The organism is Colwellia sp. MB02u-9, from assembly GCF_014077085.1.
Lineage (GTDB): Bacteria > Pseudomonadota > Gammaproteobacteria > Enterobacterales > Alteromonadaceae > Cognaticolwellia.
Map to the genome: position 1 here is coordinate 43,289 of NZ_JACGVF010000071.1, position 21,788 is coordinate 65,076.

Below are 21,788 nucleotides of genomic sequence, written 5' to 3' on the forward strand. Positions count from 1 at the left end.
AATCAGCTATTTAGATTACTTTACATTATCTACGACGACGTAGTAACGCTAAAGGTAATAATAAAAATGCCAATAAGCCTGTAGAACCACTTGATTTTTTCTTAGGTGGTGCAACTGGTGCTGGTACGTCATTCACTGTTACTGAAAAGCTCTGAGTAACTGTCTCAGTACCGTCATTAACACTGGCAACGAATGTTAGCGTTTCGCTACCTGATGCTAAATTCGGTGCAGTAAATGAAACCGCAACAGTGTCGCCACCCGTCAATGTTGCCGCTGTTCCAGCGGTTTGCTCCCAACTATACGTTAGAACATCTGCATTTGGATCTGATGCTGCTATACTCAAGCTAACACTTCCACCTTCAGTAACCCTTACCTCTGTTGCAGAGGCAGCACTCACGTTTGGCGCTCGGTTATCACAAGCAAGGCTATCACCAGCAACTACATCTGAGAAAATGCTAGTTTCCATATTGGTAAACGTCATGTCATCAATATACCAACCTGATGAGAAGCCTGAAAATGGACCCGGTGCATAGTAAGCATCTGTAACGATACGGAAACGGAATTGTACTTCGTTGCCATTTAAGTTCTCACCGAAGTTAATAGTTTCCTCACCATAATTTATTCCGGAAAACATATTACGACCTGCGATAGCCGTTCCAGTATTATCAAGTCCTATATCAGTGTAACCATCACCAAAAAAAGTACCTCCCATTTCGCTAACATCAGCCCAATCGCCACCGTTGACACTCACCTCGACAACAGCACCATCATACTCGGCTTCAAGATTGTACAAATGCCAGAATGAAATGCTGTAGTCACCATCAAAGCCAACTAACATAGTACGTGTTTTATAAGCTACATCAGACGTAAAGCTATGACCTGTTGCCGCAATGAGTCCATCGATTACATCCCATTGGTCAAGATGCCATGTTCCGACAGCTTGATCGCCACCTGCCATCACAACCTCTGTAAAGTCATTCAAGCGCGATAAGGTGTTAAAGTCTTCAACTTGCGACGTACCAACAAGCTCACGCTCAACAAAGTCAACGTTCGTTGTCGTTGAGAATGTATACTCATCAGCTTCCATTCCGTCTGTTAGCGTTGGAATAAATTTAAGTACTAGCTCATCACCAGTGCTCGCTTCATTCAAGGTGAATTCAAGTGGTGTACTCGTTGCTGAATCAAGTATTGCAATATCATCAAATGATACAACACCTTCGTTTGCAAAAGTTACCTCATGGTCACTGACGACTTCAACAGTACCCGTAAGGCCTACTAACACAGAATTACCACCATTTTTCAGGGTAAAACTAGCCGTACCGGTTTCGCCTTTATCTAAAATATTGTCATTTGAACAATAACCAGTCATTAATCCTTCATAGTTAGAATTCAATACGTGGTCTGCTACTGCGAATGTAGCTAAGTCTGTTTTAGTAGATCCAACAGCACCGGCATGATCAGTGGCGAATCGACTGGGTGATACTGCGCCTAGACCCATACCACGTTTAGCAAATGCCGCTAATAAAAGTTTGTAATCTTCCCTATCGTTGGCATATGCTGCCGCTAATATCGCATCGCGACCTTCAGTAAAGGTTGGCGCCATTGGCATCATTTTGTAACCAGCGACCAAGTAATCTTTCATTAGGCTCTTAGCTGCATCAAAAGTATGACGCTCGTCATTCACCATACTAACAAAAGATTCCCACAACATATTACCCCATACAGAACCAGGACGATGAACTTCGCCAGGGTATAATCCAATGTCTGCAAACATTGATGGGTTAATAGTTTTATTTGTCGAGTAAGGGTATGGACGTATTCCGTCTACAAAACTTGATACATAAGATGTATCAGCATAACCACCATCATATTCTTCATTACCTAAAACTAAGTTATCCTTAACTTCAGACACAAACAATAATGCATGGAAATCACCAAAACCTTCACCCATAGAACGGGCTTGTGGACTACTTAAACCTGAACCATTACCCACTAAGCGGTTACCGATATAGTGACCCCACTCATGCGCGACAACACCGTTATCCCACGAACTGTCCTTAAAGGCTCTTGAAAGGTCGTTTTTAAACATGTCGATTGAAACAGTTTCATTGGCTGCAAGCTTACTATAAATACTCTCGCCTGCCGCAAAAGTAAGACCCATACTAGCAATAGTTACTGTCTCGTCATCACCTCCCATCGAGGCAGGATTTCCATTGTTCTTATGGTTCACAATAAGTACAGCGATAGCACCAGCATCTTGCGCATTTTTAACTTTTTGCGTAAATTTACAAACACCACGATCTATGATGGCGATTTTACCGGCTAAAGCAGCACCATTGGTTGCAGCTTCACAGCCATCAGTTGCATCATCAATACGTACCACATCGCCAGACAATTCATAAATCTCTGGACCAAACGATGCAATTTGAGTATTTAAAACAAGGCCAATATCATCATGCGAAGTCACTGTCACACCATAGTCAACACCATTGGTGACTTGAGTTGTTTCCCACAAGTACATTTGCATACGAGGAGAGGCACCATCTGCTGGTGTAGACATGTTGGCATTATTTAAACCAGAATTGTCTTGCACTTCTACATTTAATGCATCACCTTCAACACCGCCACGTTCATAGTTTAAAGCTTGGGCATTGCCGGCTGCTTCGTCAAAGCCATGTTCATAATAGTCATCATGTAAATAGTTATTCACATAGAATAAATTAACAATGGCTGCTTTACGGTTATTTAAAGAATACTCCGCTTCATCAACGTTATATTTGTAATCAAAAGTATTAGCACTGCTAACCTCCGCCATATAATCGCCATTAGTTAAACCCTGCGGCGCTACAGCATCTACATACGCAGTAACATTGTTACCAGAAGTAAAAGTTGCATCATCGGCTAACCAAGCATCCTCTGTGCTGATAGGACCATGGCTCAAAGTTACTAACGGAGCTTCTAAGTATCCTGCAGTTAAAAACGCATTCGGATCAGCATCAGCTGGAGCGGGTACTACGTCACCATGAGGACTATCCCATGGTGTGCCACTTGCATCAGCATAGACACGGTAATTGAAATCAGCTGCATGACTCGTTAGGTTGTTTTTAAATAATACTTCACCAGTTCTAGCTGAAACAACGTAGCTAACGTATTCTGAATCAACGCTATCGATAGCGCTAGTTTCAATTTCAACATAATGCGCAGCGACTAGCTTATTCTTATGTTCAAAAAAAACTTTTTTAGCGCGAGGTTCACCAACGAGGACTTTATCCGTTGCTGAATTAACGACAGAAAACTTATCATATTTTCCATCAGTACTTTTAATTTTTAATGCCACAGTGTTAGCATTGCCACCCATTGCCGTAAATGCGGCATTGATAGAGTGCGAAGAGTCTCCGAATTCTGCAGTGATATTTTTAATGGCTGAAGAAAGAGATTTAGCAGCTCGTTTATCAGCTAAATAGCCTGATGAGGCAACTAAATTAAACTCGCGGTCCATCATGATATTGTATTCACGATTGAATACTTCGACACCAGCAACTTCTTGCTTATATTTCGCAACAATCGCTCCGCGTCCCAAATCATGTATGTTAGCTAATTTAACTTGTGCAACATTTGACTTAATTGATGACAAACCTGCTAGTTTATTAAGGTAAAAGTCCGCAGCATGGGTAACTCGGTGTGCCGCTGCTACTGGTCCTAAATCTGGTGTTTCAGCATTTTTACCTGCCCATTGAAAAGTGGTTTTTCCCAAAACAGAATCATATTGATTAATCATACCACTTGCAGTTTGCACTTTACTGCGCGCATTAGTTTCAGCAACGTTATCAACTGAAAAAGATTTATATGCTATGTTGTCATTAGCCGCTACACCTAATGCGGTCGTAGCTAAAGCTGCACCAACAAAGCTGGCGATTACAGATTTATTAAAATTCATTACATTCCCTTTTTATTTTGGTTTACTTTTAACACTTAAATATCAATATTGCCTTATTACAATATTACATCTTGTTATATTTTATTACATTTATTAACACTTTCTTTAACTCTCTTACAACAGTCCAGACTGTTTTTTATGATTTTAACTGTCACTATTTTACCCGGCGTTTCGGTAGAAGGTTTTTACTCACTTTATGCCAAAATTAAATCTAAGATACGGGTTGTTTGGACAATAAAAAAGCAGAACTGATTGCTCAGCCCTGCTTTGTATTAACGTCTAGCCTTAAGTATTAAAAGTGAATAGTGGTTCCAATAAACACACCATCAAATACAATATTGGTATACAGGCCATTTAAGTCGTCTAATGCGAACTTAACCACACGGGGCCCACATTAATATTACATCAACCGTTAAGTTATCAACAAATTCATAGCTCACGCCTACTTCATAGTCGTAAAGTGTGTGATTGTCGATTGATAAAAAATTGCCTTATGCATATAGATTTAAACCTGTTGAGATGGCGAACGACTAAATTCAGCTTCCGATAGCTTACGAAAGTTCGTAGGCTATCGCGCTTAAAATCACGAATTATCCCCAACGATTAAATACCTACTGCTTTTCCGGCCAAAATATATATTAATTAATAACATTTAGATTAAATTGCTAAACTTACTGTTAAATAACACTAAAAAAAGATACTAGATAGTTGGTCAATTAATTTTTGTCCCTCATGAAGAATTCATTTTAGACCTAATAAAAGTAAAGTGTACATTTTGTAAACACTACTTTCCACTTTCTATAATGAATATCCTCTTAAATAAAAATCCCACTCTCCATATATTTACATTATGTTTACATATTGCTATGTTTGGTCATCGCACTTTTGCGTTTCTCGTCTTATGGAATAAGTAGGTCTTTGATATTAAATGGATTTACTAAATATAAAATAATAACCCGCACAGCTATCTGTGCATTTAGGGAGCTTCCTTGTGAATAACAAAGTAACAATTGCTGTTTCTACAGCGCTATTATCAATGGCCACTATGCAGGCATCTGCCAGCACAGTTCAAACGCAATATTTGGCTGATTCATTAAAATCAGTCACACCAATTTCAATAAACAAAGGTGGTACATACAATAAAACGCAAGTTAAAAAATTTCGTGCTGAAAAAGACTTAACTGGTGGTACTTATACTTATATTATTCGCTTTAAAGACCAACCAGTTGCTACATACGACGGTTCTGTTGCCGGTTTAACAGCGACTAATCCTCAAATTGCCAAGAAGTCTCTTTTTAAATCTTTAGCCAATAGCAAAAAAAGCTCTAAACAAATCAGAAAAGAGTTACGGCTTGATTTTCAAGCGCCTGAAATAATCGCCTACAGTAATTATTTAGAAGCTAAACACCAAACGTTCCTAACAAAAGCGTCAGGAAAATTAGGCGGTAGTTTAAACGTTACTTATCAATATAAAAATGCCTTCAATGGTATGGCTGTGCGTTTAACGCAAGATGAAGCTAAAGCTTTATCGACATTTGCTGATGTAGCGTACGTTGAACGTGAAAAAACTGAGCATTTAGTAACTGATACCGGCCCAATTCACGTTGGTGCACCCTTAGTTTGGGATGGTCAAGGCCAAAGTGCTGTTAACATGGGTGAAGGCGTAATTATCGGTGTGCTTGATACAGGTGCAAATACTGATCACAGATCATTTGCCGACGTTGGTGATGACGGCTACAATCATACTAATCCATGGGGATCAGGTGTCTACGCGGGTGACTGTGCTGGCGATTTCGCTGCCTTGTGTAACGACAAATTAATTGGTGTACGTTCATATGCCACTATTACAGACAGCTATGACGATGCTGATGTATTTGGCAATACCCCACCAGCCAAAAATGGTGAAGATTACGGCGGGCACGGTTCTCATACTGCAGGTACTGCTGGCGGTAACATTTTACATGATGTACCTTTAGTTGACCCTCAAACAGGTGAACTTGAAGGTGACGGTATAAACACAACAGGCTTTGAATTTGCTCAAATCTCTGGTGTAGCACCGCACGCAAACATTGTTGCTTATCAAATATGTCATGGTGGCGACACTGGTGATAAATATTCGGGTTGTCCAGGTGCAGCCATTATTGCGGCGCTAGATGATGCGCTAGTTGATGGTGTTGATGTTATTAACTACTCGATTAGTGGTGGCGGCGATCCTTGGGTAAGTTCAACTGAGCTAGGGTTCTTAGCCGCTCAAGAAGCCGGTATTTTTTCTTCTGTTTCTGCCGGCAATGACGGTCCAGACGCATTTACCACTTCGAAAAATGCTCCTTGGTATACCGTTGTTGGTGCTTCCACACACGGCCGTGAAGTTGCCTTTGAAAAAGAAATTGGCGCATTCACCGGTGGTGATACTGAATTAGCTACTATTGAAGGTAACAGTGCCTCACAAGGTATTACAGCAAGTATTGTTTGGGCTGGTGATTACACTAACAGCAACGATCCTGATGGAGACCCTGCACAATGTTTACAGCCTTTCCCAACAGATACATTCTCAGGTGAAATAGTTGTTTGTGACCGAGGCGAAATTGCTCGTGTACAAAAAGCAATAAATGCTGCTGATGGTGGCGCAGGTGGTTTTGTACTTGGTAATATAGATGATGGTTCAAATGCTGTAGCCAATGACGTTTACGTGGTACCTGGTATTCATATCAACGCAGAAAATGGTAATGCTTTACGTGCTTGGTTAGCAAGTGGTGAAGGACATACTGCAACCATTACTGCTGCAGTCGCTGAGTTAAAGATTGGCCAAGCAGATGATATGGCTGACTTCTCTTCACGTGGCGGTAATAATACAGTTCCTGATATTATGACCCCTTCTGTAACGGCTCCCGGGGTTTCAATTTATGCGGCCTATTCAGATCAGCAATTTGGTCATGACGAAACCACACCAGCACCAACAGATTTTGCCTTTTTACAAGGGACTTCAATGTCAGCTCCTCATGTTGCTGGCGCTGGTGCTGTATTGAAATCAGCTCATCCAACATGGACACCTGATAACATTCGTTCAGCATTAATGTTGACAGCAATTACCGATGTTCGTAAAGAAGATGGTACAACAGCTGCTGATTTCTTTGATATGGGTGCTGGTAGTATACGGGTGAATTTAGCGCATCTAACAGGTCTTGTAATGAATGAAACTGCAGCGAACTATACTGCTGCTAATCCTGACGAAGGTGGGGATCCTAAAACATTAAACATTCCATCAGTTGCTAATGCTAGCTGTGTTGGTTTGTGTGATTGGACCCGAACTGTAACTGCTACAGCAGACGGCACTTGGACTGTTGAAGGCACTACGATTTCTGATGGTTTAATCATTACGGCTACTCCAGCAACATTTACACTTGCCTCCGGCGAAAGCCAGACTATAGCAATTAGTGTTGATGCCATTGCTGCAGAAAGTGACGTATGGTCATTTGGCCACGTTGTGATGACATCAAATATTCATCCAACAGCTAGAATTCCTGTAAGCGTTCAGGCTTCAAATGGTAACATACCAGACAGTCTATCTTTCGACGCAAATCGCGATCAAGATAGCTACTTAATTGAAAATGTTATGGCGGTTGAAATTACTGAATTTACCAGTCGTTCATATGGTTTGACTAAGGCAGACAAAACTGAGGCGACATTAGCTGTCGATAGCGATAATAGTGATGCTTACGATGATTTAGCCGATGGTATTAATGTTACTCTGCATACCGTTCCTGCTGATGCAAAACGTTTTGTTGTAGAAATATTAGCGTCTGCATCTCCAGATTTAGATCTACGCGTAGGTTTAGATGCTAACGGCGATGGTATCCCACAAGAAGACGAAGAAGTGGGTATCAGTGCAACCGCTACTGCACTTGAAAAAGTTGACCTAATTATGCCTGAAGCCGGTAGTTACTGGGTTGCTGTTCAAAACTGGGCGGCATCAGAGGAAGGTGCTGAAGATGCATATACCTTAGCAACAGCTATTGTAGATGCTGAAGCTGGTGATAACTTATCTATCGAAGCTGACACTGCTATAACTGCATTAACGGAATTTGACTTACGTGTTAAATGGTCACTTGACGGTGCTTTACAAGGTGATATGTACTACGGTGCTCTTGACTTAGGTACAAGCTTTGAAAATGCAGGCAACTTAGGATTAGTATCTGTTGACCTTATGCGTGGCATGGACGATGTGTCTATTTCAAGTAATGCAAATGCATACATGGAACGTCAAGACCGTGTTGATTATGAAGTGAGTGTAATTGCAAACTTAACCCCAGGCGAGCGCACATATACTGTTAAAGCAACAGTACCTGCAAGTATGACGCTTGATGAAGCTTCAGTTAGCGGTGATGCGGTAATTAGCGGTAATGATATTACTTGGACTGTTGTTCAAGAATCACTATTTGGTGTTGAGCCCTTCTATACTAAAACGACCAATGATAATGATACAAGTTGTGCATTACCAGATTTTGGTCAAGGTGGTGGCTACCTTGATTTAGCTGCTTTTGATATCTTACCTGGTACGCTAAATGGTGACACAGTTACCGCGACATATAGCTTAAACGCCAACTTTTTAGGCAAGTCATTTAGTTCAGTTTCTGTAACAGATGATGGGTTTATTTACTTAGGTGGTTCAGCCGGTTCAACACCTTGGATTAACCAGTTATTACCCAATGCCGCGGAAGCTAACAACTTAGTTGCACCATTTTGGCGTGATATGGAAATTGTTCGTACCGATACCTCTGGTGTTAGTACTGCCTCAGCTGGTAGTTATAGCTTCATTGAGTTTGATGACATGAGACCTTGGGATTTCCATAATGGCGATGCAAGTGTTTCTGATAATATCGATTTTGAAGTGGTATTTGATAACTCTACTGGTAATGTCATGTTTGCCTACGATAATGTGACACATGTTGTTGGTGCTGATTTAGGTGTAACTGTTGGCCTTGAAAATGCTACAGGTACATCAGGTCGTACCGACGTATATGCAATATCACCGTATACAGGCGGTGAAGCCGGTTCTGTTGGTGATATTTCAGATATATATTCTGGCTTAGTTATATGTTATACATTAACGCCTGTCGCAACTGATCCACAAGTATTTACTTTCTCTACTGAGATTAAAGATACGTTTAAAGGTGGTCCAGCAAATGTTGTTCTTACACACAGTACAGACGATATAAATACAATTGAAGTTGTTAATAACTCAAGCGTTGCTATTCAGGTTGAAGGTGCTCCTACCGCGATGATTACAGGTAGTACAGCTGTTGTTGAAACCGAAAGTGTACAACTGAGTGGTGCTAACTCATCAGATCCTAACGGTGATGCACTGACTTATGCTTGGGTGCAAATGGCGGGGACTCCAGTGACTATCAACGCAAGCGCTGAGTCAATTAGCTTTACAGCACCCAAAGTCTCGAAAGATGAAACTATCTCTTTTCAGCTGACAGTAAATGATGGCAACGACAACTCAGATTCAATGGTTGCTTCAGTATCAATTGTTAATAAGAAAGAAAGTGGTTCATTCGGGTGGTTAATGTTACTGCTGACACCATTGTTATTTACTCGCCGTAAAAAAGCGTAATTAGATAATCTAAACTTTTATTAAAGCATCTATAAAAGTAAAAGCCATCAACATTATGTTGATGGCTTTTTTATTACCTGATGATACTGGAATTTCCTCTTAAAAGTTCATCACTGCCAAGCACCCGAAATCGACATATAATACACATTTGATTAATTAAGTGGTCTACTTTTTCATGCAGAAAATAGATATATACAAGGCATGAAATTTAGTCAATCGTTATTCTACTTATGAACTTCATAACGTCGTAGTTTTTCATTTTAACCATTAAAAATGAGCAGGTAATTAATCAACTTGATCTAACTACCCACATTATTAATCGGTAACTGCTCATAAGTGAATTGTTAATCTTTCACATCGCCATATATGGATGTCGATACTTAATTTTGTCTGGAACAAAAAAATTGATCATTTTTCTTAAACACAAAAAAACAGAGCTGATTACTCAACTCTGTTTTTTATAATGTAACTAACTTAACGCGTTAAAAGTGAATAGTGGTACCAATAAACACACCATCAAATTCAATATTGGTGTACAAGTCATTTAAGTCATCTAACTCTAACTTAACGGCACGGTAACCGGCATTAATATTGACATCAACCACTAGGTTATCAACAAGCTCATAGCTCACGCCGACTTCATAGTCGTAAAGTGTATGGTCATCAAATGATAAAAAGTTACCTTGGGCATATAGATTTAACCCCGTTAAAGGTAAGCCAACGTTAGTTCTCGCATATAACATAGGTACTACGTCAGTCACTTCAATGCTAGCTGATTGTGTAACCGATTCAGCGCCTGAATTGGCTTGTGCTGATACCGTTACGTCACCATCAAAATCACGGGCGGTCAAACCAAAATCAAATGATAATAGATCATTATCAAATAACTCATAATACAGTGTGTAATCAAGATAACTGACATTAAAATTAGCATTAATATTAGCATCTGTGCTAAAAGTTTCACCTTCAAATTCAAAGTCAGTCGTTAAGCTTGTGTTACCTATAGTCTCTAGTGAAGTAGAGGCAATACGTATGTTTGGAATTAACGGCACAGGGTGCTCAAAGGCAATAAAAAAGCTGTTTTGTTTTTCATCAGCTAAGTTAAAATCAATTTGTGAGCTACCATCGCCAAAAGTGCCAGAAGCTTGGTTGTCCCATAGTTGACCACCCAAATAAATACCTAAAGCATCCGCTTGAACATTAGTAGATAAAATCGATGCAAGTGCTGCTGCTAGTGCTATTTTTTTCATGTTTTATTACCCTTGACTCAATAAGTCGTCTAAATCAATCAGTGCTGCATTTGCACGTGATATATAATTGGCCATTACTAACGAATGATTTGCCAGCACACCAAAGCCATCCCCATTTAAAATCATGGGACTCCAAATCGGTTCTTGGCTTGCTTCTAGTTCGCGAATAATTTGTTGTACACTCACTTTAGCATTCTTCTGATCTAGGACATCATTGAAGTCTATTTCGATGGCCTTCAAAAAGTGCAATAAGGCCCAACAAGCGCCACGGGCTTCATAAAATTCATTATCTATAACCCACCAACTTGTTTTTAACGCCATGCTTGCTGCGCTTGATGTCGATTGTTTTGCGACTCTATCGCCAGCAAGATCAACGTTAATTTGTTCACGGCCAACACTGGCACTTAAGCGTTGAGAATAACTACCTAAACGTTTAGTGGCTTCTTGGATCCAAGCGCGTAAATTATCAGAACGCGCGTAAAACTGAGCTGATTGATTATTTACCTGAGTCAATGCAGTTCTGTAGGCATATAGCTCATTCACTGCTTTTTGGTATTCACCTTCAGCGCTAGGAATAGCCCAACTGGTGTTATCAATATTGAGCTGTGGTTGAGCCACTTTTAAATTTTTGTTTTCAACTGACTGAGATTGCGAACGACTAAATTCTTGGCGCATTACCAACGACATATCTCTTATCATTTCAAGTGCGCCAAACTCCCATGCGGGGATATTATCTAAAAACACTGACGGTGGCAGCGCATCATTAGATAAATAACCACCTGGCTTATGCAATAAGGTTTCAGTCACACGAATTAATGCCGTTGTGGTGGTATAACCCACAACAGGAGTGACATTTTCTGCTGTTGCTGCTTTTGTCACTTCAGCACGAATATCGAATTGTTCTGGTTCAAAACTCCAATAAACGCCAAGTAAATACAGCACAAAAAATAGCGCTAAAAATCCTGAAATAACAGTTTTTATTGAGATATTAACTTTCATAACTACTCCTAATGGTGCTCATGCTTTTTCTGTTTAAGACCTTGAACCGTATAATTTACATCGATGCTAGATTGATCGTCAAAAGACAGGGTGATTATAATATTTTCTTTCGCCTTTAATGGTTGTTTTAAATCAAAAATCATTAAATGAAAACCTGAAGGCTGAAATACGGTACTATTTTGAGCTGAAATTTCTACATAGTCACGTTGGCGCATACGCATTAAGCCATCAGACATGGTATGTTGATGAATTTCAATCCGGTCGCTTACTGCACTTGCTGCGCCGATAAGTCGAATATTTTTTGCTGATAAATTTTTTATCGTCATATAAGCAGAAGAAATCGACGTGCCGGGGATACTCTCCCTTGCATAGCCATTTTCAACTACCAGCTTAGCGTTCTCACTTGCCAAGCTTACATTGGCAAAAACACTACTCACTACTATCATCAGTAAAATTATGGGTAAAAGTACATTCCTCATAAGCTGCTATACATCCTTTTTATTCATATTATGATTCGTTACTATCATTGTAACTAAGCTTGGGCGAAATGGATAACTTAATTATTTCAAATAAACCCCAGAGTATTCTGCTCATCGGCATTAACTCCTTAATAAAAAAATCCATATTGAGCTCTGTGGTTTATTTACGCTGACGAATACCAGTGATGAAATTTTCTGGATATTGACCCAAGATGAAAAAAAGTGGTTTCGTGTAGGTAATGACTTCAATGACTTTATTAAGTGTAGCTAATTTAGTTAATAGCAATCAGTAAGCTATTTTAACGACCTTCTGCTCATAGCTCTAGGGCCATAGGTTCAATATAGAAAGCTGAAAGCTAATACTACTAACTACTAACTACTACTATTAGTGTCAGTGTTTTTGCTGTGAACATAAGTGTAAAGATCAACTAGCTATGTTGAACATTTTACTATTTTTAACTTTTCTGCTGACATTTCATCTCCACTAATATTAATATCCGCAGAAAAGCATTAGCATTGAACAGAGCTTTTATCTCGTGTGATTAACCAAATAACACCAGCCACTAAGAGTATTGGCCAAAACACACCCACCAATAACATAGCGCCGCCACCTAGCAACAGCATAACAATAAAAATCAATGAACCAAATACACTCATCGCTATTGCTAAGGCAACTAACACCAGTAGCACCACCACTAATGCTGAAATACTAATGGCCTTTAAAGGTTCAACCAATTGCTCTCCCATATAAATGTCAACATCAAATAAATCTATAAAACTGACACCTAACACATAAGTTAAAAATAGTGTGGCAAAAATGGCTAGAAATAATGATTTAAAAAATGACATAGCTGGCTCCCTTTAATATCTTCAAAAATATATTCAAACAAATTTAACGCGTTAAGCTTTAGTCGGCATTAACATGGTAGCGACTAAGTAGGCGACACCTGTGGCAACAGGAAACATCAATAAAGCGAGAATAGCGCCTACTCTAACGGCTATTCGAGGCAAATTGTAATACTTAGCAATACCGCCACAAACACCTGATAATTTTTTATGTACTACATCTTTAGTTAAGGTTTTATTAACTGAATACTCGCGATTAAAGCTCATCACTTACTCCTCGTGCCCAAGCTGAGCACTTTTATACATTAAATTGAAAAATATTAATAACACGCCAATAAAGTAATTAACCACAGGCGTTATAAACATAACACTAAGGATTATCCAAGATCAAAGCGCGACATTAATAATTACTGCCCGTTAACTTTTAGCTACCTTTAGCTACTTTTTGCTTTAATTGCGCTAACGCTTGCTCAATGGTTTCATCATTTTCTAACGCGCGAAACTGGCTATCTAAAGATTTTGATGATGTCATATCATAGGCTTCAACTTCCGCTTCAACACGGTCAATTTTTTGTTGATAACGCTCAAATTTACTGATCGCTTGGTCAATATTATCAATGGCGACTTTCTCACGCACTTTCAAGCACACTTCTGCAGCTTGTTGGCGTATTGCAAAGGCTTCCTGTTTGCGCTTCGCCTCCGTTAACTTATCTTGCAAACGTTGACTATCTAGCTGAAGCGCATTTAGATACTCATCAAATTGGCCTAACTCTTCATTAAATTTTGCTAGCTTTTGTATACAACTTTGTTTTTCAACTAGCGCAGATTTGGCTAAGTCTTCACGACTCTTATTTAAAGCAAGTTCAGCTTTTTGCTGCCAATGTGCAACGCGACTTTCCATTGCACGGATATGGCGCATCAGTGTTTTCTTTTCTGCAATCTGCTTAGCCGCTGCTGAACGTACTTCAACCAAGGTTTCTGCCATTTCTTCAATGATCAACTTGATCATTTTTTCGGGTTCCTCTGCCTTATCTAACATGGCGTTAATATTGGCGTTAATAATGTCGGTAAATCTTGAAAACATGCCCATGGTATATCTCCTATTAATACGCTGAAGTTTGTTGTTTTTTTGTCACTAATTTTTTTTGCTTTGAAACTGCCGCTAACTCTTGAGTTTTCACTGTGCTGTAGCGAGTCGAAAAACGCTCTAGCTCAGCCTTGATTGAATGTGCGAGTTCTGCAGATAAATCACGCTGAACTTTTTGTTTTTGTGCCTGTACGGTTAAGGTTAAATTTTGCGCTAAGCCAGTATCTTGTGCATAAGCATTGATCGTAAATAGCAACGTACAAGATAATAAAACGGCGCGTAATGTTTGTTTACTTTGTAATAGTTTCATTATTAATATCCTTATGTAAGTAACATAAAGCGTGAATAGTTAACGCTTCATCTTGGTATCTGATATTACTATTACAAGTGCTGTGCCAATTGCTTTAAAATATGTAACCACTTGTTATTATTGTTATTTTAAAGTTATGGAGATAAGTCCCTATCGCAAGACATAATATGTCAAACTATAATTTGGTCAATATCTACACTGAAATTAGTGAAATTGACCAATAATTAATTTAAGATTTTACTTGGCCGCTTTGTAGCTATAATCAAATTTATAGCTAGGCCATTAGCAGGTAGATTTGTGGATATGATGACAGCAAAATAAACGCTGGTGTCATCATAGTTGGGTTGGCGGGACAGTACTGATAACCTTATTTTTACTCAAAGTTATTCGTGGCGGTTTCAACGATGGTGTTAGGTAACGAGCCCCATTCGCTCCAAGATCCGTCATATACTCGCACATTTTTATGACCGATAATGTCTGCAGCCAGCGCCAAAATGCAAGCGGTAACACCTGAGCCGCAGCTCATGATCATCGCTTGTTTATTAGCGTTAATATGCGCAAAAATTTTGGCTAATTCATCAGGTGATTTAAACCGCCCTTGATTGAACAAATGCTTGTAGGCTAAGTTTTTTGCATTTGGTATATGGCCACTACGCACACCCGCACGAGGCTCTGCATCTAGTCCCTTAAAGCGACGTTCAGCACGCGCATCGAGAATAAGTTCAGCTTGCGAATCAGTTTGAGTGGCAACTTCACGCCAGTTACAAAAGTAGCCTACTTGCTCTTTGGCAACAAAATTACCAATAACTTGCTGCTGCTTAGCATGGATATTGGTTTGGGGATCCGCGACCGGTTTCTTTAATTTGAGCCAATAAGGTAAACCACCGTCTAATACAGCAATATTTTTATGGCCCATGGCTCTAAACATATACCAAGCCCGCGCGGCAGAAAATAAACCTAAATCATCATAAACCACAATTTGGCTTTGCTGGTTAATGCCTAACGCTTTTGCAGCTTGCTCAAAATGACTAGCTGATGGCATGGTGTGGGGTAAATCGCTAGCTAAATCTGAGAAGTGTTGATTTAAGTCGAAACGGCGAGCGTTGGGCAGACGATATTCAGGCCAACTATATACTGGTGCAGCCATGTTACCCACAGGTGGAATACTCGCATCTAACACCACAAGGTCTTTACTCCCTAGTATTGCGTGCAAATCGATACAGGAAATTAATTGCTGAAAATACGTCATAATCTAAACTTTTGCTGATAAGCGTAAAGCAAAATTAGCCGAGTTAAACACGAAAGTACAGTATTTAGCGAAAGAGAGCTTTCAAAAGCGTAATCAAGGTATAAAATGCAGTTAGATTGGTGAGTTATATTACTAAATAGCCATAAACAATTTTAGGTCATTTTTCGTTAGCTTTACGCTTTACGCTTTACGTTTTAAGGTAACAGATAACAAGGATTAATTACCTTGTTCTAAATGAGCGACAATCAATGAGGTCGCCAGCACACAAACACTAGGCAACATAAATAGCGTAAATAATAGCGTGAAACTTTGCATGGTATAATTCCTTTTAAGCTGTTTATAACACTGTATTTTTAACGTGTTATTAAATAAGTTATATAAACACTTACAAAGGTTATGCCAAGGTTTAAATCAAACCTAATCCATTGTTTTTAAAGTTAATTTATTTTCACACAAGCTTTAACTAGGCTAAGTAGACGCTAATATCCCTTCGATGTGGTTAAATTTACTAATATATAGTGAGATTTGTGCAAACATCAATTAAACAAAACCCTACTGATAAAATGATAGCGAAGTGCCAAAATCGAGTACAGACTTTCCGGTATTGGGACCTTTAAAGTGCTAAATAGCGCTAAGTATTCAGCATGTAAAGTAGCTAGTTCGTGATAATAAACCGACATTAAGGCTAGATTACCTTTAGATGACCTTTAGATAATTGTCAGCTCAGGGTTAAGTTGTAATACTTTATCAAAAGCTTGTTGCAGTACTTCACCACCGACATTTTCGCCATTGGCATTTTCACTTAAATAACGACGAAATTGTTTAGCGCCTGCTAAGCCATTACATAAACCTAACATATGTCTTGCCACATGCCAGGCACGACCACCACTGGCAACGTGACGGTCAATATAGTCAACCATTTCATTGAGCACGGCTTGTCGTGACTTAACCTCAACACCAGCTTGCCAAATTTCATTGTCAGCTTCGGTTAGCATATAAGGATTTTGGTAAATTTCGCGGCCAATCATCACGCCATCAATATGCTGCATGTGCTCATTCGCTTGTGCAAACGTTGTTATACCGCCATTAATTGAAATATCTAACTGTTGGAAATCTTGTTTAAGTTGATAAACCCGCTGGTAATCAAGTGGTGGAATATCTCGGTTTTGTTTTGGGCTTAAACCACTTAGCCAAGCTTTGCGAGCGTGAATAATAAAGTGCTGACACCCCGCCGCACTAACCGTTGTTAAAAACTGCTGCAAAAACTCATAACTGTCCAGGTCGTCAATACCAATACGAGATTTTACCGTTGTGGGGATCTTAGTCGCGTTTTGCATACTAGCAACACAATCGGCAACTAACGCTGGCTCAGCCATTAAACAAGCACCAAACTTGCCATTTTGCACTCGGTCTGACGGACAACCCACATTGATATTGATTTCATCGTAACCTTGCTGCTCAGCAATTTTTGCACATTCGGTCATCGCCTTTACATCACTACCACCAAGCTGTAACACCAATGGGTGCTCCTGCTCGTTATACGCCAAGTAATTACCTTTTCCGTGCAATATTGCCCCCGTAGTCACCATTTCGGTATACAAGACCGTTTGCTTAGACATTACGCGATAAAAATAACGACAATGGCGATCAGTCCAATCGAGCATAGGGGCAATAGAAAGTTTATGTGAAATCATAAAGTGGTAAAAAACCTTTAAGTGTAAAGCGAAGGTAGCTGTAGATAACAACTCCTGAAATATTGACTAATTATAAAGGCTTTAGTGATGCGAAACAAAAGAAATAATATTGTGCTATGGCACTGACAATGCCAATAGCTTGCAATTTTTTGTTTAAATATGACTAACAAGACAAGCTTAAATACTTAAATTTAGCTCATCATTAATGAACAACTTATCACTTAAGCTGCTAAATACTGCTTAAGTTTAGCCCTTAATTCTTCGTTAGACTTACCCAATATAGCGATATCAGCTAACGCTAGTTCTAACTCAGCTTGCACAGCCAAGATGTTACTTATGGTCTTTTTTTTATCTGCCTGTGCTGAAACCTCACGAGCTTTTACTTTAGCTAATTGCGCTTTGGTTTCGCCCAACAGCGCTAGTAAGCGAACCACATCTTTATTTTCTTTAACTATTTGGTCACTGCCTACTTTAACTATCATCGGTTCATCTGCGTCAATAAACTCATCGGTTTTATTGAGTAAATAAAGCATCGACAAACGCAGAATAAAAAATAATAGGGTCAACAATAACACCAGTACATATTGATGAGAATGTTCAACTAATGCAGCATTTAATCGTTCTGTAAAACCACCATGACTGACAAAAAAAGTAATAAAAATTTGATTGTGCCAAGCCAGTGATATTAAAAGATAGATGAGGATAAAGTTTGGCGCTTTATTTTCTGAACGATTAAAAATTAGCACTGATTTTAGAAATTTTGAAAACATAAAAATCCTTTTTTATAGATAACAGGGGTTAATATCGCTGAATATCGCTGAATAAAGCTGAATAAAGCTGAATAAAGCACTGGTTCTGCATACTTTACGACTACAAAAAATTCGTGAAATTTAACCGGCCTATTCTTGTTATAGATTACAAAACGCTAAGAGCTTTTAAAATAATTCATCTTGTATTCACTATACCAAATAAACAAACTTATACTGCTGAAAAAACAACAGATTTTAATCGGTCAGTGCAATCGTTTCATCTTCATTAGCATGAGTTAATCATAACTTTCGCTGCATTATCTCTTCAACAGTTCGAGGTTAACATAGTTTTTAAGCTCAGTAATATCACTAAAACCTAGGTGTTGAATGGTGTGATATTTTGTCTATGACTTGAATCCAATAAACAATTTTTTGATAGAAATGCTGTAACTATTGGATACCAGAATGTTAACAGCTGCCAGAAAGTATTGAGTAAAGTGCTCGTATTAATCCTTAGTGCCTAATCGGTTCCGTCACGATAAACATTCAACAGCAACAACTTAACCTATTTATTGTGCAATTTGTCGCATATTTCACTTCACCAACCTGACCTATTGGTTAAAAAAGTGTTATAACGCATGATTATTAAGAAATTACTCGGTTTACAACTATCAGGGGAATCATGAAATATTCAATTAAATCAGCCTTACTTTGTGTTTGTATTGCTGCTAGTGGCCAGGCCTTAGCAAAAAACAGCATAAGTGACGATAAATTTCGTCAACTGGAAGAGAGCTTACCAACGCCAAATACTTATCGTACCGCGTCTGGCGCACCGGGTCATCAATATTGGCAACAAGATGTTGATTACAAAATTAATATTCGATTAAATGACGAAAAGCAAACCCTGTCAGGTGATGAAACTATTGATTACACGAATAATTCTCCTGATACCCTGCGTTACTTATGGATGCAGTTAGACCAAAATAAGTTAGCCGAAAATTCCGGTGCAAAAACAACACAAACCGCGCCTAAGAAAAAAGTGACTTACAGTAGTTTCCGCAATGCCATTCAAACAGACGAGTTTCAGGGCGGTTATGATATTACTCAGGTTACTGGTGCAAACGGCAAAGCCTTAAGTTATGTCATTAATGGCACTATGATGCGCATCGATCTGCCAAAAGTACTTAAATCTGGCGATAGTGTCGAGTTAAACATTAATTGGAATTACCAATTACATGAGCAAAAAGTACTAGGTGGCCGCTCAGGTTACGAATACTTTAAAGAAGATGACAATTACCTTTATGAAGTTGCTAGCTGGTTCCCACGCGCGGCAGCCTATTATGACGTAATGGGTTGGCAAAATAAGCAGTTTATTGGTAGCGGTGAATTTGCCTTAGAGTTTGGTGATTATAACGTAAGCATTACTGTTCCTGCTGATCACGTTGTTGCGGCAACTGGTGTCTTGCAAAACCCGAAAGAGGTCTTAACAAAAAATCAGCGTAAGCGTTTAGAAAAAGCTAAAAAATCTGATAAGCCCGTTTTAGTTATTACCCCTGAAGAAGCGTTAGCAAACGAAAAGTCTCGCGCGACTAAAACCAAAACTTGGCAATTTGAAGCGAAAAATGTTCGTGACTTTGCCTTTGCCTCAAGCCGTAAATTTATTTGGGATGCACAAGGCTATCAAGAGGGTAAAACTGACACTATGGCAATGTCTTACTACCCGAATGAAGGTAATCCATTATGGGAAAAGTACTCTACTGAGGCCATTATCCATACGATGGAACAATATAATAAGTATACCTTTGCTTATCCATATCCTGTTTCTATCTCAGTAAACGGTCCTGTTGGTGGCATGGAATATCCCATGATCACTTTTAATGGCCCACGCCCGACGTTAGATAAAGAAACCGGTGAAAAAACGTATTCTCGCAAAACTAAATACGGCTTAATTGGCGTTATTATTCATGAAGTAGGTCATAACTATTTCCCCATGATTGTTAACTCTGACGAACGTCAGTGGACCTGGATGGATGAAGGATTGAACACTTTCCTACAATTTGTCGCTGAGCAAGCATGGGAAGAAGGCTATCCTTCTCGCCGTGGTAATGCCGCTAATATGATCAGTTACATGAAAAGTAATAACCAAGTGCCCATCATGACTAATTCAGAGTCAATTTTGCAATTTGGTAACAACGCTTACGGCAAACCAGCAACCGCATTAAACATTTTACGTGAAACTATTATGGGTCGTGAATTGTTTGATTTTGCTTTTAAAGAATATGCCCAACGTTGGAAGTTTAAACGCCCGACCCCTGCTGACTTTTTCCGTACCATGGAAGATGCCTCAGGTGTTGATTTAGACTGGTTTTGGCGTGGTTGGTTCTACACCACAGATCATGTTGATATTGCTTTAGGTAACATTCACTTGTACCGTCCGAATAGCCAAAACCCAGATACAGAAGAAGCTTGGGAACGAGCACTATACAACGAACAACCTGACTTTATTAGCAAAATTCGCAATAACGGCCAGTGGCTTCGCACGGATGACAAACCTCAATTGTTAGATTTTTACAACGAACATGACAAGTTTACCGCGACAAACAAAGCACGTAATAAATATAACAAAAGCCATGAAAAATTAGAACAATGGCAAAAAGACCTACTACTTGACGAAAGAAACTTTTACATTGTTGATTTTGAAAATAAAGGTGGCTTAGTTATGCCGATTATTTTAGATCTTACTTATGCTGATAACAGCGTTGAACGGGTCACAATACCCGCTGAAATCTGGCGTCGTGACAGCAAAAAAGTGTCTAAATTATTTATTCGTGACCAAGAAATAACCGGCATTGCGATTGACCCTAACTGGGAAACAGCGGATGTAGATGTGAGTAACAACTACTGGCCTGCACGTCCAATTAAGTCTCGCTTTGATTTATACAAACGTAAGAAAAAAGACATGATGCGTGATTACAACGTTGAATTAAAAAGTACTGATGAAAAAAATGCAGAAGCACAAGCGGAGGTTGAACAGCAATAATGTTGCTCAACCTAGCTAAACGCATTTTTGTTTTGCTATTGTGTGGGCTAGCCGTTAACGCGGTTGCCCACCGTTATTTTTTTAGCATGACGGATTTAACCTTAAATGAGCGTACTCAGTCGATTGAAGTTATTCACCAAATAACCGCTCACGACATTGATAACGCGATTGCAGAATCAAAGCAGATCCACTTTTCAATTGCTCATCCAGATTACGAAAATATTATTCGCCAATATATTGAAGAAAATTTTCAGCTTTATTATCAAGGCCAAGCAATACCCTTGAACTGGATCGGATTTGAAGTCAATAAAGGCAAAATTTTTCTTTATCAAGAAGCGGCGTTCGATCATTCCTTGATTGGACTAAAAATAATCAACAGCTTGCTAACCAAGCGTTATCCACAACAGGTCAATACCGTTAATTATTACAGTACAAGGATAAAAGGTAGCTTAACTTTCAACAAATCAGTTACTATGCATCACATTAAAATTAATGATTAATATAGTTACATTTAGGTTTTGCTGATAAATG

Annotated in this window: 14 protein-coding genes; 3 read left to right on the forward strand and 11 right to left on the reverse strand. The window is 39.0% G+C overall.

Annotation, left to right across the window (positions count from 1 at the left end; all coding sequences use genetic code 11):
* Positions 1-25 precede the first annotated feature (25 nt).
* On the reverse strand, positions 26-3,937 hold the full coding sequence (locus H4J65_RS04815; protein WP_182196171.1) for a rhombosortase-dependent M36 family metallopeptidase: 3,912 nt from the start codon (positions 3,935-3,937) through the stop codon (positions 26-28).
* Positions 3,938-4,928: 991 nt separating this feature from the next.
* Here H4J65_RS04815 and H4J65_RS18180 point away from each other — a divergent pair.
* Positions 4,929-9,554 carry a S8 family serine peptidase gene (locus tag H4J65_RS18180; RefSeq protein WP_310649919.1) on the forward strand — a complete coding sequence of 1,542 codons (4,626 nt, stop codon included), beginning with the start codon at positions 4,929-4,931 and terminating at the stop codon, positions 9,552-9,554.
* Between the two features lie 482 nt (positions 9,555-10,036).
* Here H4J65_RS18180 and H4J65_RS04825 read toward each other — a convergent pair whose 3' ends face one another.
* From H4J65_RS04825 to H4J65_RS04870, 10 genes are all read right to left on the reverse strand, one after another.
* Positions 10,037-10,804 carry a TIGR04219 family outer membrane beta-barrel protein gene (locus H4J65_RS04825; protein WP_182137440.1) on the reverse strand — a complete coding sequence of 256 codons (768 nt, stop codon included), beginning with the start codon at positions 10,802-10,804 and terminating at the stop codon, positions 10,037-10,039.
* Positions 10,805-10,810: 6 nt separating this feature from the next.
* Positions 10,811-11,803, reverse strand: a complete 993-nt coding sequence (locus H4J65_RS04830) for a DUF2333 family protein (RefSeq protein ID WP_182137441.1) — start codon at positions 11,801-11,803, stop codon at positions 10,811-10,813.
* Between the two features lie 8 nt (positions 11,804-11,811).
* Positions 11,812-12,282: a copper chaperone PCu(A)C gene (locus H4J65_RS04835; protein ID WP_182196175.1), complete on the reverse strand. Its 471-nt coding sequence runs from the start codon at positions 12,280-12,282 to the stop codon at positions 11,812-11,814.
* Positions 12,283-12,792: 510 nt separating this feature from the next.
* Complete coding sequence (locus tag H4J65_RS04840; protein ID WP_182137443.1) at positions 12,793-13,131, reverse strand: hypothetical protein; 339 nt, start codon at positions 13,129-13,131, stop codon at positions 12,793-12,795.
* 51 nt (positions 13,132-13,182) lie between these two features.
* Positions 13,183-13,395, reverse strand: coding sequence for a PspC domain-containing protein (locus H4J65_RS04845; protein ID WP_182137444.1), 213 nt, complete (start codon positions 13,393-13,395; stop codon positions 13,183-13,185).
* Between the two features lie 157 nt (positions 13,396-13,552).
* Positions 13,553-14,212, reverse strand: coding sequence for a phage shock protein PspA (gene pspA, locus H4J65_RS04850; protein WP_259367529.1), 660 nt, complete (start codon positions 14,210-14,212; stop codon positions 13,553-13,555).
* 19 nt (positions 14,213-14,231) lie between these two features.
* Complete coding sequence (locus H4J65_RS04855; protein ID WP_182196184.1) at positions 14,232-14,525, reverse strand: hypothetical protein; 294 nt, start codon at positions 14,523-14,525, stop codon at positions 14,232-14,234.
* Between the two features lie 373 nt (positions 14,526-14,898).
* Positions 14,899-15,774 (reverse strand): sulfurtransferase, encoded by an 876-nt coding sequence (locus tag H4J65_RS04860; RefSeq protein WP_182196188.1) that lies wholly within the window; start codon positions 15,772-15,774, stop codon positions 14,899-14,901.
* A 707-nt stretch (positions 15,775-16,481) separates the two neighbouring features.
* Positions 16,482-17,468 (reverse strand): tRNA dihydrouridine(20/20a) synthase DusA, encoded by a 987-nt coding sequence (dusA, locus tag H4J65_RS04865; RefSeq protein ID WP_182196192.1) that lies wholly within the window; start codon positions 17,466-17,468, stop codon positions 16,482-16,484.
* Between the two features lie 221 nt (positions 17,469-17,689).
* Entirely contained in the window at positions 17,690-18,238 is a 549-nt protein-coding gene (locus H4J65_RS04870) for a hypothetical protein (RefSeq protein WP_182137449.1), read from the reverse strand.
* A gap of 661 nt (positions 18,239-18,899) precedes the next feature.
* On the opposite strand from H4J65_RS04870, the gene H4J65_RS04875 reads away from it, so the two are divergent.
* Together H4J65_RS04875 and H4J65_RS04880 are read left to right on the forward strand one after the other, a co-directional pair.
* Positions 18,900-21,257: a M1 family metallopeptidase gene (locus tag H4J65_RS04875; RefSeq protein WP_182196196.1), complete on the forward strand. Its 2,358-nt coding sequence runs from the start codon at positions 18,900-18,902 to the stop codon at positions 21,255-21,257.
* A complete protein-coding gene (locus tag H4J65_RS04880; RefSeq protein ID WP_182196200.1) occupies positions 21,257-21,757 on the forward strand; it encodes a DUF6702 family protein in 501 nt (166 codons plus the stop codon). Before H4J65_RS04875 ends, H4J65_RS04880 begins: the two co-directional genes overlap by 1 nt.
* Positions 21,758-21,788: the final 31 nt, after the last annotated feature.

Excerpts from the sequence above, each read along its gene's own strand:
- H4J65_RS04815 (WP_182196171.1), bottom strand. The coding sequence starts at position 3,937 with ATGAATTTTAATAAATCTGTAATCGCCAGCTTTGTTGGTGCAGCTTTA.
- H4J65_RS04825 (WP_182137440.1), bottom strand. The coding sequence starts at position 10,804 with ATGAAAAAAATAGCACTAGCAGCAGCACTTGCATCGATTTTATCTACT.
- H4J65_RS04830 (WP_182137441.1), bottom strand. The coding sequence starts at position 11,803 with ATGAAAGTTAATATCTCAATAAAAACTGTTATTTCAGGATTTTTAGCG.
- H4J65_RS04835 (WP_182196175.1), bottom strand. The coding sequence starts at position 12,282 with ATGAGGAATGTACTTTTACCCATAATTTTACTGATGATAGTAGTGAGT.
- H4J65_RS04840 (WP_182137443.1), bottom strand. The coding sequence starts at position 13,131 with ATGTCATTTTTTAAATCATTATTTCTAGCCATTTTTGCCACACTATTT.
- H4J65_RS04845 (WP_182137444.1), bottom strand. The coding sequence starts at position 13,395 with ATGAGCTTTAATCGCGAGTATTCAGTTAATAAAACCTTAACTAAAGAT.
- pspA (WP_259367529.1), bottom strand. The coding sequence starts at position 14,212 with ATGTTTTCAAGATTTACCGACATTATTAACGCCAATATTAACGCCATG.
- H4J65_RS04855 (WP_182196184.1), bottom strand. The coding sequence starts at position 14,525 with ATGAAACTATTACAAAGTAAACAAACATTACGCGCCGTTTTATTATCT.
- H4J65_RS04860 (WP_182196188.1), bottom strand. The coding sequence starts at position 15,774 with ATGACGTATTTTCAGCAATTAATTTCCTGTATCGATTTGCACGCAATA.
- dusA (WP_182196192.1), bottom strand. The coding sequence starts at position 17,468 with ATGATTTCACATAAACTTTCTATTGCCCCTATGCTCGATTGGACTGAT.
- H4J65_RS04870 (WP_182137449.1), bottom strand. The coding sequence starts at position 18,238 with ATGTTTTCAAAATTTCTAAAATCAGTGCTAATTTTTAATCGTTCAGAA.
- H4J65_RS04875 (WP_182196196.1), top strand. The coding sequence starts at position 18,900 with ATGAAATATTCAATTAAATCAGCCTTACTTTGTGTTTGTATTGCTGCT.
- H4J65_RS04880 (WP_182196200.1), top strand. The coding sequence starts at position 21,257 with ATGTTGCTCAACCTAGCTAAACGCATTTTTGTTTTGCTATTGTGTGGG.